Below are 16244 nucleotides of genomic sequence, written 5' to 3' on the forward strand. Positions count from 1 at the left end.
TCCCCACCCTGCCGGTCTGCGGTCTGCCGGTATCCGGGATGTCGGTACGCGCTCATTCACAGATCGCGCCTCGTGACGCCGAGGTGACCAGCTTGGCGTACTTGGCGAGGACACCACGGGTGTAGCGCGGCGGCAATGGGCTGAATGTTTCTGCACGCGAGGCCAATTCGCCGTCGTCGACGAGTAGGTCGAGGGTGCCCGATCCGACGTCGAGGCGGATCCGGTCCCCGTCGCGCACCAGGGCGATCGGTCCGCCGTCGACGGCCTCGGGAGCCACGTGCCCGACGCAGAGCCCGGTCGTGCCCCCGGAGAAGCGGCCATCGGTCATCAGCAGCACGTCCTTGCCGAGGCCGGCGCCCTTGATCGCGCCGGTGATGGCCAACATCTCGCGCATACCCGGCCCACCCTTGGGGCCCTCGTAGCGGATGACGACAACATCGCCCGCGGTGATGGTGCCGTCCTCGAGGGCATCCATCGCCGCGCGCTCCCGATCGAAGACGCGTGCCACCCCCTCGAACACATCGGAATCGAATCCTGCGGATTTCACCACCGCCCCGCCCGGCGCCAGAGATCCGTTGAGGATGGTGATCCCGCCCGTGGGATGAATCGGAGAATCCAGGGCGCGCAACACTTTGCCGTCCGGATCCGGCGGTGCGATGTGGGCGAGGTTCTCGGCCATGGTGGCCCCGGTGACGGTGAGACAGTCGCCGTGCATCAATCCGGCGTCGAGGAGTGCCTTCATCACGACCGGGAGGCCACCGATGCGGTCCACGTCGGTCATGACGTGGCGGCCGAACGGCTTGACGTCGGCGAGATGCGGCACGCGCGAACCGATCCGGGCGAAATCCTCGAGAGACAGTTCGACGTCGGCCTCGTGTGCGATCGCGAGCAGATGCAGGACGGCGTTGGTCGACCCGCCCAATGCCATCACCACGGCGATCGCGTTCTCGAATGCCTCGCGGGTCATGATGTCGCGCGCGGTGATGCCGCGGCGCAGGAGTTCGACGACCGCGACTCCGCTCTTGCGCGCGAACTCGTCTCGCCGACGATCCGGTGCCGGTGGGGCGGCACTGCCCGGCAACGACATCCCGAGGGCTTCGGCGACCGCGGCCATCGTGTTGGCGGTGTACATCCCGCCACAGGCGCCCTCACCGGGGCAGATGGCACGTTCGATGGTGTCGACGTCGGCGCGACTCATCAGACCGCGCGCACACGCGCCGACCGCCTCGAAGGCGTCGATGATCGTCACCTGATGTTCGGAGCCGTCGGCCAGTTTCGCGTAGCCGGGCAGGGTCGAACCGGCGTAGAGGAACACGTTGGCGAGGTCGAGTCGCGCTGCTGCCATCAGCATGCCGGGCAGCGACTTGTCACAGCCGGCGAGCAGCACCGAGCCGTCGAGGCGCTCGGCGCTCATCACCGTCTCCACGCTGTCGGCGATCACCTCACGTGAGACCAGCGAGAAGTGCATGCCCTCGTGGCCCATCGAGATGCCGTCGGAGACCGAGATGGTGCCGAACTGCAGCGGATAGCCACCGGCAGAGAACACGCCCTCCTTCACCGCGGTGGCCAGGCGGTCCAGCGACAGATTGCAGGGGGTGATCTCGTTCCACGACGAGCCGACCCCGATCTGCGGTTTGACCCAGTCGTCGTCGCCCATCCCGACCGCACGCAACATGCCTCGGGCTGCGGTTCTCTCCAAGCCGTCGGTGACGTCGCGGCTGCGGGGCTTGATGTCCACCTCGGGTGTGGACTCGGTCTCGGGACTCATGGTGCCCACCCTAGAACCGTTGGCGTGGCAAGGCGGGTTGTTGGTCGACGAGTCCGGGTGTGGTTACGGGATCGCGATTTCAGACCGCCTGGCCACGAGCGGTTTTACGCTGACCGGATGAGCGTGCACACCCACGACACCGCGGTGACACATCGTGACGACCTGCGCCTCCCGCGGTGGGTGGTCGCGTGGTTCGCCGTCACCGCGCTGATCCAGACCTACGACGCCTGCTACGAACTGCTCGGCTCGATCTCACATCGGGGTGGGCCTCTGGCGTGGTTGTGGCCGGGGCACGTCTACTACTCGACCTTCGACCACCGCTACGCCGGGTTCGACGCATTCGGCAGCGCGCAGAGCTGGGCCAATCTCCTCGAGGTGATCGCTCTGGTCTGGGTTTTGACACATCGGCGACGATTCTCGGCCGTCGTGGTCGGGCTCGTGGTCAGCGTCGCCACCTTCTGGAAGACCGTGCTCTATTTCCTGGTGGAGATCTGCAGCGGACTCGACATGACCCGACAATCACTGGAGCGCGGCGATCTCGGCGGCTTCCTGATGGTGGCGGTACTACCGAACCTGATCTGGATCGTCGTTCCGGGTGTGGTCATCGTCGTTCTCGGGAGGCAGGTGCTACGAGTGGGTGCTACACCGCCCCACCCGTAGTCGCCGACCGCGTGTCGGAACTGCGTCTAACCGGTGGTCTCGGCGGCCAGCCGGCCCAGGGTGTCCTCGAGTTGATCGGCCGACACGAGCGGGAACTTCACCTGCTGCAACAGGTCTTTGTCGGTGACCTTGGACCAGTCGTAGGTGTGGCGCACGAGCGTGGCGTCGGGACCCTGGGATTCCAACTCCCACACCCATTCCCATCCGGGAGGCTCGGTGCCTGCGGGTGCGGTCTGCCATGCCAGGAGTTTGTCCTTGGCGTAGCCGGTGACGTGGTTGTCGGTCTTGTACTCACCACCCATGTGCGGGCCGTCCATGTTCATGGTGAACACGTCGCCGACCTGCTGGATACGGTCGGCGTGCTCGACGCCGCGAATGAATCCAGAGCCGTCGAGTTTCTGATGGCGCTGCGGGTTGCTCAGGACGTCGAAGACCGTATCCACCGGTGCGTCGATGACCCGTTCCACTGTGACACTCGTTTGTTCACTCATCACTCCACCGTGCCCAAGGGGCGTCGACTTGGCAACCAGCCATCGGGGGACAGCCGTCGGATCATCGGCTACTGCCCGTAGGTGTGGCGCAGGTTCGCGTTGATCAGGGTGCCGATGCGCTGGCACAGGTGTCGGAACCGCCGGTCGTCGGGTGCAGGCGGCTCCACCAGCAGGGTCCAGCGCAGATCGGTGCCCCCATCGGCGCGCGCCGTGAGGTCGAAGGCGATCCGGGCGTCGGGGCACTTGAGCCACAGCGACGACCAGACGACGCGGGAGGGCCGCTCGGATTCGAGCACCGCCGGCGCGATCTCGTCGTCCTCGAGGTGTAGCCACGGGCGACATGGCTGACGATCGGGGTCGACGAGATCGTCGAAGATCACCCAGGGCGGCGCCGGCTGAGAACGGCGCTTCGAGGCGATGGCATCCACCCGGCGAGCGTAGGTGACCAGCAGGACCCATGCACGCGTCTTGCACGACAGTGTGCGACAGCAGGCGACAGGTCACGACAGAGCCACGACAGAACCGCTACCTAGCGTTGTCGGTAATCGAACCCCGGCTGTCCGCTAGGAGGACCTCATGACCAGCGTCACCACCGCGCCGACGACCACGTCGCGCACCTACACCTCGCTTGGAGCGGCATGGATACCGCTCGCCGCACTCTGTCTCGCGTTCTTCGTCGAGATGGTCGACAACACTCTGTTGTCGATCGCTCTGCCCACCATCGGCCGCGACCTCGGCAGCGACACCGTCGCGCTGCAATGGGTCACCGGCGCCTACTCGCTGACCTTCGGCGGCCTGCTGCTGACCGCGGGCTCCATCGCCGACAGATTCGGCCGACGGCGAGTGTTGCTCATCGGCCTCACCGCCTTCGGTCTGCTGAGCCTGCTCGTCGTGTTCGTCTCCACGACAGGCGAACTCATCGCCTTGCGCGCCTCCCTCGGTATCGCCGCCGCCGCGATGGCACCGATCACCAATTCGCTCGTGTTCCGCCTCTTCGACGACGAGACCCTGCGGATGCGTGCGATGACCGTCATGATCGTGGTCGGCATGGCCGGGTTCGTCCTCGGTCCGGTCCTCGGCGGCACCGCCCTGGCACACGTCCGCTGGGAATGGCTGCTCGTCGTCAACGCACCGATCGCGCTGATCGCCGGCATCGGTGTCCGGCTCGGCGTCGCCGCCGACCGCTCCGACGGTCTGACCAAGGATCGACTCGACCTGCCGGGCGCTCTGTTGAGCATCGTCACGATCGGCCTCGCATGCTGGTCGTTGACCAGCGGCGTCGAGCACGGTTGGGTGTCGTGGCCCACCATCGCCTCCATCGTCGGCGCGGTGCTTGCCGCAGCGGCCTTCATCTGGCACGAACTTCGTTCGGCCGCTCCGATGCTCGACGTCCGGCTGTTCAAGGTCGGGACGATCCGCGGTGCCACCATCGCCCAGATCGGCACGTCGATCGCGATGGCCAGCGTGATGTTCGGACTGATCCTGCACTTCCAGTACGCCTACGGCTGGAGTCCGGTCAAGGCCGGTCTGGCCAACCTGCCGATCATCGTCACGATGCTCGTCGCGACGCCGATCTCGGAGTGGTTGGCCGGCCGGTTCGGCCACCGCATCGCCTGCCTCGTCGGCGCAGCCTGCCTGGCCGGATCGCTCGGCGGCCTGGCATGGGGTGTCGAGCACGGCTACCTCGTCATCGCGCTCTCGATGGTCGTGATGACCATCGGACTGCGCACGGTGATGACCATCTGTGCCATCGCCCTCGTCGAGGCGATGCCGGCCAACCGCACGTCCATCGGCACCGCGCTCAACGACACCGCCCAGGAGGTCGGCACGAGCCTGGGGACCGCCGTCATCGGCACCATCATCGCCGCGGTGGTCACCACTCAGCTCCCGGCCGGCACCTGGGGCGCCGACCTCGTCGAGTCGTTCTTCCACGGAGAGCGGCTGACCTACGGCATCCTCGCGGTCGTCGTCGGGGTCGTCACCGCGGTCGGCGCGATGGCGCTGACCAACTCACGTAGCACGCAGGAGTGATGGCTCGATGCTTCGAGGGCACCGCATGCCCGGCCCTCCAGGCCGGGCATGCGGTGTTTTCAGATCATGTTCTTGCGGGTCATCCAGTGCATCACCGGCCACCCGATGAAGACCGGTAACCAACAGGTCAGGACCCGATAGAGCAGCACCGCGGGTACCGCCACCGCCGAGGGAAGGCCGAAGGCGGCCAGTCCACCGATCAGCGCGGCCTCGACGGCGCCGACACCGCCGGGCGTCGGGGCGGCCGATGCCAGGGTTCCGCCGATCATCGTCACCACGGTGACGGTGACGAACGAGGTCTGCCCACCAAAGGCGTACACGCTGGCCCACAGTGCCAGCGCTCCGCCGAGAGTCGTGGTGGCACAACCCAAGACGATGGTGCCGAGCCGCTTGGGCTCACGTGCCACGTCGAGGATGTCGGTCAGCAACTCGATCACCTTGGGCCGCAACGACGTTCCCAGCCAATGCCGAAGCTTCGGAACGAGGAGGAACACACCGACGACGCCGAGTAGAGCGCCGGCGACCAGGTAGAGCACCGTCGTGGAGGGAACGAAATGTTCGAGGTTGGTCGATGTTCCGGCCAGCGTGGTGAATACGATCAAGAGCGCTACATGGACGATCACCTGCACACTCTGTTGCAGGGCGACCGCCGTGGTCGCGCGGACTCCGCCGAGACCGCCCTTCTGCAGGAACCGGGTACTCAGGGCGAGCCCGCCGACACCCGCCGGGGTGGTGGTGGCGGCAAAGGTGTTGCCGAACTGCATGATCACGAGGTTGCGGAAGCTGACCACGCCGTCGGCGCACGCCCACAACGCCGCGGCCGCACCGACATAGGTGAGCATCGACACGACCAAACCCATCAGCGCCCACCACCAGTCGAGGCTGCGCAGTTCACCGAAGAACGTCGGGACGGTGCTGATGAACGGGTAGGCCACGTACACGAGGGCGACCAGCAGTACGAGTTGGATGACCTGGCTGCGGGTGAACCGGGTGATCGGGGCGGCCTGGATTTCACCGCCGGTTTGCGAGACGATCTCCTCCCGCGCCTGCGACAGCGTGGATTTCGCGTCGGCGAGACCATCCCGGATGCGGGAGGGCAGAGCGGTTTTGGTGAGACGGCGGGAGGCGACAAGGACCCGGTCCTCACCGAGCACATCGATGGCCGCGGTGACCGCGGCCTCGGCGCCGTACAACTCGGTGGTGCTCGCGAGCATCTGGGCGATGTCGGACTCCATCCGATTCTCGTTGGCGCCGTACTCGGCGTGGGTGAACCCACCGAACAGGACTGTCCCGTCGAGAACGGTGATCCGACTTGCCCGGAGATCACCGTGCGCGATGCCGTGTGAATGCAGTTCCTGCAGGGCCTCCCACAGCGCCCGCGGTGTGGTCTGGGTGATCGCGGCGTCCAGGTCGCAGCCGCGACGCGTGCGGTGGGCATACATCGTCCATCCCCGGTCGAGGGAAGCGACCGCGACGGGAGCGGAGTCGGCGAGCCCGACATCGCCGACGGCGATCGCCATCAGCCCGCGATGCTCGACCATCCGGCTGACCGAGAGCTGCAGCGGCCCGGTCTCCTGGGTCCGCAGTCGGATCTTGCGGACGAACTGCCGGAGCAGTCCGGCACTGTGCTGATTGGGGCCGTAGAGGTCGATGACCACGTGACCGCAGTCGTCCGAGTCCGACGTAGACTCGTCCGTCGTCGAGTCCGCCTCCAGCCCGAGAGGCCCGGTACCGGCCGGGGTGACGATCGACAACGCGGTCACCTCGATTCCCCGTTGCCCCAGCACCCGGACCGCGCTCTCCAGCGGTACCACCAGAGCCGGCGTGCCCACCACCCAGACGACGATCGACCCGACCAACCAGCCGGTCGACAACCCGAAGACCGCTCCGGCCGGAACGACGGAGCTGACCACGAGATGGATCGGGATGAAGGCCAACAACAGCGTCCACCACCAGCGCCGCCAACGGGCGGGCAACCACGGCCCGGACACGGTCAACACCGCGGCGAGCATCGCGATCCATCGCGGGTCGTCGAGGAATTGCGAGACAAGCGAATTGAATCGCTGGTGTCGGTCGAAGTGCCAGTTGGGTGCGCTGACACCGTTCTCGCTGATGGACAACGACAGGAAAGTGATCGCCGCCGCGGCGCCGTAGGCCCACAACATGCGCCACTGACGTGCGGCGAGCAGTTCCAGCAGGATCACGAACGGTAACGCGAGGATCGCGAGACCGTAGGCGAGGTAGACGAGATCGGCCTGGGTGGGGGACAGGACCCCGATGATGCGGGAGATGGACTGCTCGAGATCGACCCAATTGTTGCGGGTGATGAGCGAGCCGACCACGACCACCACGAGCATCAGCGTTGCGGCCACCACCCGCAGGATGTCGGTGGTGCGACGCCACAGCGGTTGCAGCAGGCTCCCTGATACGGTGATCTGCCGACCGTCGACGTCCATCTGCCCCGAATCTCCGCTGACTATGTGCCGCCCCGTGCGCCGGTACGCGCCGGAGCCGTCGAGCTTCCCATAAACATAGTCGGCGCCGGAGCGTCCGAGGGTCGCGGCGGTCCGGCGGTGTGGGGCAGGACCGCGACAGCCGGCAACGCGGTCCTCACGACTGGGCGTCGATGTCACCGACCCCCGGCGTCCCGTCGGCTCGCGCGTACTGCAGGTAAACCGTTCCGCCGGGCGAGGCCGTCGGCGGCTCGAGAAGAGTCAGAACGGTGGGCAGTGTGCCCTGATCGAACACCTTCTTGCCCACGCCCAGCACGATCGGGTGCACCCACAGATCGAGCCGATCGAACAGCTTCTCCCGCACGAGTGTCTGTACCAGATTCAGGCTGCCGACCACGGTCACGTGCTCGTGCACGTTCCGGAGTCCACCGACGGCGGACACCAGGTCTGGTCCGAGAAGATGTGAGCCCGACCAGGTCAGCTCCGGATCACCGGTTGACGCAACATACTTGGGAATGCTGTTGAAGAGCTTGGCGAACGGCGACGACTGGGGATCCTGATTCGGCCAGTACCGGGCGAAGATGTCATACGTCCGACGACCGAGGAGTAGAGCATCGGTGTGCTCGTAGGCGGCGACGACCTGCGCGCCGCTGACCTCGTTGAGCAGCGGTACCTGCCACCCGCCGTACGGGAAGCCGTCGGGATCCTCGTCCGGGCCGCCGGGTGATTGGCCGACGAGATCCAGCGTGGAGAACAGTTCGATCTGAATGATGCCCATGGCAGACCTCCGGGAGAGTGTGGCGAGCAGTGTCGGAGATATCGACACGCCGGCCGTATAGAACTCATCGCCCCGGAAGGGTCTCAGCCGAGATAAGCACCCAGCGCATCGAGCAGGCCCCGCGTGCCCTTCTCCCGGTTGGGGCCGTCGGCCCAGAACCGGTCGAAGAACACCCCGTGCTCGGCGTGAGTGAATCGGGTTCCCGCATCCACCGACTCGAACTCCAGCGATGCCACGGACGTGGACATGTGGATGCCGTCGATCCACATGTCGTAGGTCGTGACGATGCGGTTGTGCTCGACGATGTCGGTATAGGTGGCCACATACCGCGAGACCGGGCCGTCGTGGAATCTGCCTTCGGCGACGTCACGACCACCGACCCGGAAGTCGAAGGCCCACTCGATGGGATCCACCGAGTCGCCCCCGCCCCACCAGGAGAGCTTCTCCTGTTCATCGGCAAAGGCATCCCAGACGCGGTGCACCGGCGCGGGATAGTCGCGGGTCAGGGTGAATTCGGCGCGCGCGAGTCGACGTTCGATGCTCATCTGTGTCCTATCGGGTGAAGGTGACGTGGATGGTGCCGCTCTCGGCGACCTCGGTGGTCACCTTGTGGGTGCGGTCGAGGGCGGGCAGGTCGTCCCACAGCCGCATTCCTCGGCCGAGGACGATCGGGGCGACCATGAGATGTAGGTGGTCGACGAGTCCCGCGCGCAGGAACTCGCGGGCGGTGCGCACCCCACCGCCGACGCGCACGTCGAGTCCAGCAGCCGCGGCGGACGCTTCGGCGAGCACGTCGTCGACTGCGCCGCTGCGGAAATGGAAGGTGGTCCCGCCCTGCATCTCGATCGAGGGACGTGGTGCGGTGTGGCTCAGGACGTAGACGGGCGTACCGAACGGCGGTTCGTCACCCCACCAGCCCTTCCAGTCCGGGTCATCGGGATAGGTGTGCAGCCCGAACATCGATGCCCCGATGATCTCGGCGCCGATCCCCTCGAAATGTGCTGCGGCATAAGTGTCGTCGACGCCGGTGGTGCCTGCGCCGCTGGTGTCGCCGAAGACTCGTTCGTGAAAGGTGCGGGTGGCCGCGTAGGACGCGGTGAGCCGCCCCCAGTCCTCGCCCATCGGGTTGTCGGCGGATTCGCCGCCCATGGAGGTGTATCCGTCCAGTGAAACGAACATGTCGATGCGAACGCGGGTCATGTCAGGTCTCCTTGTGAGTCGTGCGGGTCAGGTGGATGCCGAGCCGATCGGCCTGGTGTTCTGCAGGGGTGCGCTGCTCGCCGAGCCAGACATGCAACACATCGAGTGAACCCGGGCGCAGGCTGACGGTGCGAACCCGTCCAACCTTGTGCGACACGATGATTCCGGCTTCTTCGAGTACCCGCAGATGTTGCATGAACGACGGCAACGCCATCGGGAACGGTGCCGCGAGTTCGGATACGACGGCCGGCGAGATTGCCAACCGTTCGACGACGGCGCGACGAGTCGGGGCCGCGAGAGCGCGGAGCACCGTGTCGACATCGTCGTGATACTTAGGCACACGCCTAAGTGTTGCCGACGTGCAGGTCGGCGTCAAGGGCGCATCAACGGTCACGCCGGACGTCGGCGAGGTTCCATCGGCCGGATTGCCGAAGCCCACTACCGTCGACTCGCACACATGTGCGACTATGGTTCCGTGAGTGTACGCAAAGGGGACGGTCTGACGTCCGACGACCTGACAGCGCTGTCCGCCGGACTCGCCGCAGGAAAGAGGGTCACGGTCTATCTGCGCGACCCCATGCCCTCCCTCAACCTCGACGCCGGGACCTCGGCTCGCGTGGTGTCCATCGAGGGATCGGTCGTGACGGTGCGCCCGAAAGGCGTCGACGATCAGTTGCCCTTCGAGGCGAATGAACTGCAAAGGTCGCAGGCCGCAACGGGGTCCGCATCTCCGGGACAGAAGCGTCCTGCCGCAAGGTCTGCACCTGCGAAGGTCGCTGCACCGCCAGCCGTCCCGTCTTCGCCGCCGCTCACATCGAACTCGACCACCCGGAAATCCGAATCCGGGCCCGGGGGAGCAGGTACCTCAGCGCCGACGCCGCGAGCCGCGAACACGAGTCCGCAGAGTTCGGGCGCTGCTCCGAAGGCGCCACGGCGAGCGAAGACCACGACAGCCGCCGTGAGCGTCACGCTCACCTCAACCCCCGCAGGAAGCTGGGCCGTCTCGGTGTCGCAGGGCAGCAAGAAAACCGTCAAGGCGACCGAGGTGACCGCCGATCGCGTGGCGCGGGCGATGCGCGAACTCGGCAACGACGCCGCCATCGCAGCCGTCGACGAGGTCATCAGCGCAGCGCGCGAGGCGGCGCAACGCAGGATCGACGAACTCAGTCACGAACTCGAAACCGCGCGTGCGGCATTGGCACATCTCGAGGATCAGGCGTCGGATAGCTGAGCGGTACTATGCGCTGTCGGTGCCGCCGCTGTCGAGATCTCGTAAGTACTGCGCGTTACCTCTGATCGCCGCCTCGTAGCGTGGGATGTCTCCGTCCCGCATCTCGTCGGCCACGAGCTCGAGCACAATCGCGAGGGAAGTCGCCGCCCGGCCGTCGGCATGGACACTGAGGGCGTAGAAGACGCGCAACGCGTGCGATCTCGGAAAGCGTTGGCACGCGTCAGCAACAACGGCAAGGGACTCGTCAAGCCGCCCGAGGTTGCGCAGGGTGCTTCCGTATTGGAGTAGGCAGCGCGCCAGGCGGTCACCGGATAGCCCGGCCGCCAGGGCTTCCCGGTACAACGCCTCCGCCCGGACCCCATCGCCGGCCGTGTCGTAGGAGCCCGCCAACTCGTACAAGACGGCAGCGTGTCCGGGGTGACGCGCGAGCAGATCCTCGAAGTACGCGATCGTCGGCTGCATGTTCGCGCGGTCCCGCTGGTCGAATCCGTGGGCAATGGATGCTTCGAGTTCGTGATCGTCGAGTGCGTCATCGTCGGTATTCACGGTTTCGATCTCCTACTGTTCGGCGGTGAGCCAGGTACGGGTGACTCCCAGGACGCGCTCGCCATCGAGATCGGCCAGCGATATACCGGCGAAAATCGTTGCGGCGTCCGAACTCTGCCACCGGAACCGGAAACTCTCCGTCATCGCAGCGTCAGCGATGGCGAGCGCCGCGCTCTGAGCAGTCTGCGCGTTGGCGAACGCACCGGCGGTTCGGCTGAGATAGGCATCGAGCAGCGGACCGTAAGCGTCGGCGCCTTCGGGACGCTCAGCGTTGGAGACGAAGTCGCTCGCCACGGCGGCCGGTTCGATCACCGCGACATGCACGTTGAAGTTCTCGGCGACCAGCGCCAGGGACTGCATGAATCCTTCGACGGCGAACTTCGCGCCGCAATAGGCGTCGGCGAATGGTTGTCCGACGACGCCACCCACACTCGTGACCGTCAGGATGCTGCCGCTGCGGCGTTCCCGCATACCTGGCAGGACGAGCTTCGTGAGATTCACCGGGGCAAGGTAATTCACATCCAGCTGCGCCTGGATGTCCGACATCGACAACTGCTCGGCGGTCGCCACACAGCCCTGACCCGCGTTGTTGACCAAAACATCGATCGCGCCGTGGTCACTGACCACCTCGGCGACCAGGCGGGCGGCGGCAGTGTGATCGACCACGTCCAGCGCTCGGATGTCGAGCTCCACGCCGGCGTCGGCCGCAGCGTCACGCAATCGACCGGATCGACCGGTGTCGCGCATGGTGGCGACGACCCGCACGCCGCGGCGAGCGAGCTCGACCGCCGCGTACATGCCCATGCCGGAGGAGGTGCCGGTGACGAGTGCTACTTGTGTCATGCCCACACCGTAATCGTGGCGGTGTCGGGTCCGGATGGCATTGCGTCGGCCGCAGCGTTGCACGGCGATGATGTCTCGTCCGCGTTGGTTGTCGGCGGTGGCGACTAGTGTCTGCGACGAGCACGCCCACTCATCCGTCGGCCGACCAGGAGGAAACAGTCAATGGCCAGTGGTTACCGATCATCAGCCGACTGGACTGCGGTGGCACGAGTCATCGCCGAGGCCACCGACCGGGGGATCGGCGCGGCACGCACTCATGAGCTCGAAGAATTACGCGACGTTGTCGAGGAACTCGCGATCCAAGCCGACGCCGCCCGTGACGTACACGGCCACTTGGTGCGCGAGCTGCTGGAAACCTCGTATCAGGACGGGCTCGACGGCGACGATATCGCCGAAGTCCTCAACCGCACCGTGAGTGCCGCCGGATGCTGGAACGCACAGGTGGACCCCACCGCCGTCGCGGTGGTGCTCACCGGCGCGCTCGGCGTAGCAGAGCGGCCCGAGGACGGAACGACGTCGGTGCCCACACCGAACGACGTCGTCGTCGCGGCGCTCCTGGTGGCTGCCGATCTGGCGTCGGCGGCCGCTGTCGATCACGGCCCGTATGTGACTCGTGCAGTCGAGGAGCTACGCCGCGCGCAGACAGTCGAGATGCCCTGAGCGGCTCGGTGGCACGAGGTGGCCGACGCGCCACAACCATTGGTGGACACCGCGGCGGTACTCACCGGGCATGCCAGCCGAGGACCCGCCGACTCTGCCGTGCCGTGGCCAGCAACCGTCCCGACTCATCTCGCAAGGTCGTGTCATCGACCGACCACCCTCCCGACGTCGACACATTCCGCGTGTGGACGAGGACGGGCGCGGGCGACGGGTCGTCGAGCGCGGCGGCCGCGTGCATCGAGAACGCCACAGTCGGGACGGCCAGGGGAGCCGACAGCGTCGGAAAGACCCCCGGCGGAAGGCAATCGGCGAGAAGCGCGAGATAGGCGAAATCCATCGACATCGGTGTTCTCGTCGAGATCCACGCCCGCATCCAGGCATCCTCCGAACCGGTCAGCGGGAGCGCGCCGTCGGTGGGACGTAGGTCGAGATGTCCACCCATCGGGACGATCTCGGGCGGGATCATGAATGGTTCGCAGTCCTCGGGACGCGCGACGACATCCGCCGACACATCCACGATGTCGGCTGGGGACGCCGGCCCCTCCCGGCCCAGGGTCACCGTGGCGGCCGCGACATCGCGACCGCCCTGGGTGATGCCGACATCGACAATGCGCGTGCTGCCGCCGATCTTCTTCTCAAGGAGAGTCAGGACGAGTTCACCGTCGGCAGGTCGTCCAAGGAATCGGAGGTCGAGCGCTCGCACCGATCGATCCGGTACGGCCGCCGCTGCCACGTGGCCAGCCAGAGCCGCGATCACCCCGCCATGCGGACCGGACCAGCCCCACCATGAGCGATCGATGTCGGCCGACCACGTGCCCTCACCAATCGGCTTGACCGAGAACTCATCAACCAGCGCCTGCCTACCGAGTTGTTTCACGCAACCGAGGTAATCACACCGAGTTTCGTCACGCAACTCACTTCGCACAGGATCTCGGACCTCCGCCGATCGGGGGAGGGCACACTCCGCTGGCCGATCAGCCAATCGGCGGTCCCCAGAGCATCGGAGTCCCGAGCACACTCACATGTGTTGCCGGTTCCGACGACACCGCCTTCGGAAGGAGCGCACCATGACCACCAGCCACGAGACCGGGTTCGACGGCTCCTACATCTCGGCGATTGCCGCACGTCTCGACGAGAACCGAGACACCGTCGTTCTCGAAGACGACGACCGGATCTACTCGGGAAAAGCGCTGCAGGACATGATCGATCACCTCGATCGCGCACTGTGGTCACAGGGTGTGCGCCCCGGCGACCGGGTCGCGTTGATCGCCCCGATCACCGCCACTGCGATCGCTGCGCGGTACGCCGCATCGCAGATCGGCGCGGTCACGGTGTTCTGCCCGGGTGCCGGCACTCCCGAACGGCTTGCCGTGTTTCTGTCCCGCATCGCGCCCAGCCACGTCATCGTGTTTCCGGAGACCGCCGACGCGGTGGCCGCGGCCGGCGCCTCGACGGCGCTCTCGGTCGGGGCGGTGGACGGTGCTGTCAACCTCCTGGCCGTTCAGCCGGGCGTCGACGGCGTCCATCCTGCTGTGACCGTCGGCGCCAACGATGACTGCGTGGTGGTCGCCTCGGGCGGGACGACAGGGGTTTCCAAGGCAAGCATCCGCTCCGTCGGCGCATACCGAAGGTTGGTCGATCTCGGTTCCAACCCTGGTCGTCGCCAACTGGTGTGCACGCCACTCGCCTACATCGCGCAAACCATGGTCGACGCCACGCTGCTCGGCGGCGGCACTGTCGTACTGCGCCGCAGCGCCGATCCCGGCGTCATCATCGATACCGTGCAGCGGCGCCACATCACGCACCTGACGCTCGTCGAACCCCAGCTCGTCGAATTCGCTTACGACGACACTCTTTCCGACGCCGACCTGTCGTCGTTGATCATGCTGACCCACGTCGGCGCCGACGCCGCACCGGCCTTGCGCACGAAACTGCTGAGGCGACTCGGCTCTCCGGTCCTCGCAAAAACGTACGGCGCCAGCGAGTTCGGTCTCGCCAGCATTCTCGCCGGCCCCGCCTACACACTGTGCTCGTCACATCTGGCGACCGCCGGACGACCCCGCCCTGACATCGGCCTGCGCGTCGTCGACGACACCGGCACACCAGTGCGTGACGGCCGGTCCGGGTTCATCGAAGTAGACACACCGGAGCAGGCGTACGCCTACAGTGTCAGCCCCGCCAATTCCGGCTTTCTACCCGATGGCTGGTTCCACACCGGCGACGTCGGCCTCATTCATGAGGGTTATCTGCAGATACGCGGACGCGCTGGGGATCGCCGGCGCACAGCACGAGGAGATCGGTTTCCCGTCGACCTCCAGCAGGTCCTCTGCTCGAATCCCGCTGTGCGGTATGCCGTCGCGATCCCCGCACCTGCCGGCGCCGACCAACCTTTCGGTGCCGCGATCGTCCTCGACGCGAGTTCGGGGGAAGACGTGCTCACCGACCTGAATGCCCACCTCGTCGCCAGGGCGCCGGAGTTCGCGGGAACCCCGATCGTCATCGTCGATCACGTCCCGACGACCGAACAGGGCAAGCCGGATCGCGCGGTGATCAGCTCGCTCGTGTTCCCGTCCACCCAGATCGGGTAACCGGAGGTCTTGTCACCAGTGCGGCGCCCACCGGTGGTGGCACCACCCATCACCGGTGGGCGAGGCGGTAGTGCGCCGGGCTCTGGCCGTGTACCGATTTGAATGCGTTACTGAACGAGTATGCCGACCCGTATCCGACTCGGCGAGCGATCGTTTCGAGCCCGTCGTCCGTGGCGATGAGAGCGTCGGCCGCCAGCGTCATCCGCCAGCGCGCGAGATACCGCGCCGGGGTTTCGCCCACACCATCGCGGAACTTCGCGGCGAGTCCGGACCGCGAGACGTGCATTGCGGCCGCCAATGAGGTGACCGACCAAGGCTTTTCGGGTGATTCGTGCATCAGGTCCAGCGCGCCGGCGACGGTTGGGTCGACAGTGCCGGACAGCCATCCCGGCCCGGCCAGAGGCGCCGCGGCGCGGATCACCGAGGCAACGACGACGTCGAGGAGACGATCGATGACAAAGCTGTGCCCGGGTTTCGGATCGGCGAGTTCGCTGCGAAGTAGGGCAAGTAGTGTTTCGTCGACGCTCCCGGGTGGTGGGACCGTGATGTCCCGCAACTGCTCGGTGAGGTGGTGGCCGACCTGCGACACGCGGGCATAGGTGCCCACCAGCAATTGGTCGGCTCCGTCGTCGTCATTTCCCCATGTGAGCAGACCTCGGTGCGCGGTGGACCGCATCGTCTCGGAGAGCGGAATACACACTCCGCCTTCGATGATGCGCACCGTCGGAGGGCGTTGCGGCGCGTCGGCGACAACGTAGCGCGGGCCGTGTGCGACCAACGCCACCTGGCCCGCCACCAGCCGCACCGGCTGTCCTGAACCCGCGAGCCATACCGCTCCGCGATCCACAGCGATCACCGTGAGCGGGGCGCCGTCATCGATGTCGACCGACCACGGCGCAGTCATCGACAGGCGCAGCGCGAACAGGCCCTGTGCCCGCAAGCTGGACAGCATCCGAAACAACGGGTCCACGACCTCAGATTAGACGTTTGCGTAT

At 66.5% G+C, this 16244-nt stretch carries 17 protein-coding genes; 5 read left to right on the forward strand and 12 right to left on the reverse strand.

Features of this window, described 5'->3' with window-relative positions; all coding sequences use genetic code 11:
• Positions 1 to 52: 52 nt before the first annotated feature.
• Positions 53 to 1768: a dihydroxy-acid dehydratase gene (gene ilvD, locus B1964_RS11015; RefSeq protein ID WP_079929781.1), complete on the reverse strand. Its 1716-nt coding sequence runs from the start codon at positions 1766 to 1768 to the stop codon at positions 53 to 55.
• 117 nt (positions 1769 to 1885) lie between these two features.
• Between ilvD and B1964_RS11020 the strand changes: the two genes are divergently transcribed.
• A complete protein-coding gene (locus B1964_RS11020) occupies positions 1886 to 2428 on the forward strand; it encodes a hypothetical protein (protein ID WP_079929752.1) in 543 nt (180 codons plus the stop codon).
• Positions 2429 to 2454: 26 nt separating this feature from the next.
• Here B1964_RS11020 and B1964_RS11025 read toward each other — a convergent pair whose 3' ends face one another.
• Positions 2455 to 2919 carry an SRPBCC family protein gene (locus tag B1964_RS11025; protein ID WP_020171273.1) on the reverse strand — a complete coding sequence of 155 codons (465 nt, stop codon included), beginning with the start codon at positions 2917 to 2919 and terminating at the stop codon, positions 2455 to 2457.
• A gap of 68 nt (positions 2920 to 2987) precedes the next feature.
• Complete coding sequence (locus B1964_RS11030; RefSeq protein ID WP_079929753.1) at positions 2988 to 3347, reverse strand: hypothetical protein; 360 nt, start codon at positions 3345 to 3347, stop codon at positions 2988 to 2990.
• 148 nt (positions 3348 to 3495) lie between these two features.
• Between B1964_RS11030 and B1964_RS11035 the strand changes: the two genes are divergently transcribed.
• Entirely contained in the window at positions 3496 to 4950 is a 1455-nt protein-coding gene (locus B1964_RS11035) for an MFS transporter (RefSeq protein ID WP_079929754.1), read from the forward strand.
• 59 nt (positions 4951 to 5009) lie between these two features.
• Here B1964_RS11035 and B1964_RS11040 read toward each other — a convergent pair whose 3' ends face one another.
• The 5 genes from B1964_RS11040 to B1964_RS11060 all read right to left on the reverse strand — a co-directional run bounded on the left by B1964_RS11040 (position 5010) and on the right by B1964_RS11060 (position 9721).
• Complete coding sequence (locus tag B1964_RS11040) at positions 5010 to 7406, reverse strand: lysylphosphatidylglycerol synthase transmembrane domain-containing protein (protein WP_006372979.1); 2397 nt, start codon at positions 7404 to 7406, stop codon at positions 5010 to 5012.
• A 154-nt stretch (positions 7407 to 7560) separates the two neighbouring features.
• A complete protein-coding gene (locus B1964_RS11045; RefSeq protein ID WP_079929755.1) occupies positions 7561 to 8181 on the reverse strand; it encodes a dihydrofolate reductase family protein in 621 nt (206 codons plus the stop codon).
• A gap of 83 nt (positions 8182 to 8264) precedes the next feature.
• Positions 8265 to 8726 (reverse strand): SRPBCC domain-containing protein, encoded by a 462-nt coding sequence (locus B1964_RS11050; RefSeq protein WP_020171269.1) that lies wholly within the window; start codon positions 8724 to 8726, stop codon positions 8265 to 8267.
• A 7-nt stretch (positions 8727 to 8733) separates the two neighbouring features.
• A complete protein-coding gene (locus B1964_RS11055; protein ID WP_079929756.1) occupies positions 8734 to 9381 on the reverse strand; it encodes a dihydrofolate reductase family protein in 648 nt (215 codons plus the stop codon).
• Between the two features lies 1 nt (position 9382).
• Positions 9383 to 9721, reverse strand: coding sequence for a metalloregulator ArsR/SmtB family transcription factor (locus B1964_RS11060; RefSeq protein WP_079929757.1), 339 nt, complete (start codon positions 9719 to 9721; stop codon positions 9383 to 9385).
• Positions 9722 to 9958: 237 nt separating this feature from the next.
• Between B1964_RS11060 and B1964_RS11065 the strand changes: the two genes are divergently transcribed.
• Positions 9959 to 10612: a DUF6319 family protein gene (locus B1964_RS11065; protein WP_366664272.1), complete on the forward strand. Its 654-nt coding sequence runs from the start codon at positions 9959 to 9961 to the stop codon at positions 10610 to 10612.
• Between the two features lie 6 nt (positions 10613 to 10618).
• Here B1964_RS11065 and B1964_RS11070 read toward each other — a convergent pair whose 3' ends face one another.
• Together B1964_RS11070 and B1964_RS11075 are read right to left on the reverse strand one after the other, a co-directional pair.
• Entirely contained in the window at positions 10619 to 11158 is a 540-nt protein-coding gene (locus tag B1964_RS11070; protein WP_079929759.1) for a tetratricopeptide repeat protein, read from the reverse strand.
• Between the two features lie 12 nt (positions 11159 to 11170).
• On the reverse strand, positions 11171 to 12001 hold the full coding sequence (locus B1964_RS11075; RefSeq protein ID WP_253193956.1) for an SDR family NAD(P)-dependent oxidoreductase: 831 nt from the start codon (positions 11999 to 12001) through the stop codon (positions 11171 to 11173).
• A gap of 162 nt (positions 12002 to 12163) precedes the next feature.
• Here B1964_RS11075 and B1964_RS11080 point away from each other — a divergent pair, with 162 nt between their 5' ends.
• Complete coding sequence (locus tag B1964_RS11080; RefSeq protein ID WP_079929761.1) at positions 12164 to 12661, forward strand: hypothetical protein; 498 nt, start codon at positions 12164 to 12166, stop codon at positions 12659 to 12661.
• Positions 12662 to 12722: 61 nt separating this feature from the next.
• On the opposite strand, the gene B1964_RS11085 is transcribed toward B1964_RS11080, so the two are convergent.
• Positions 12723 to 13538 (reverse strand): thioesterase family protein, encoded by an 816-nt coding sequence (locus B1964_RS11085; RefSeq protein ID WP_035728903.1) that lies wholly within the window; start codon positions 13536 to 13538, stop codon positions 12723 to 12725.
• Between the two features lie 190 nt (positions 13539 to 13728).
• Here B1964_RS11085 and B1964_RS11090 point away from each other — a divergent pair, with 190 nt between their 5' ends.
• Positions 13729 to 15249, forward strand: coding sequence for a fatty acid--CoA ligase family protein (locus B1964_RS11090; protein WP_172398812.1), 1521 nt, complete (start codon positions 13729 to 13731; stop codon positions 15247 to 15249).
• Between the two features lie 49 nt (positions 15250 to 15298).
• On the opposite strand, the gene B1964_RS11095 is transcribed toward B1964_RS11090, so the two are convergent.
• A complete protein-coding gene (locus B1964_RS11095; protein WP_253193957.1) occupies positions 15299 to 16219 on the reverse strand; it encodes an AraC family transcriptional regulator in 921 nt (306 codons plus the stop codon).
• Positions 16220 to 16244 lie beyond the last annotated feature (25 nt).

Source organism: Gordonia sp. i37 (assembly GCF_002043085.1).
Lineage (GTDB): Bacteria > Actinomycetota > Actinomycetes > Mycobacteriales > Mycobacteriaceae > Gordonia > Gordonia polyisoprenivorans.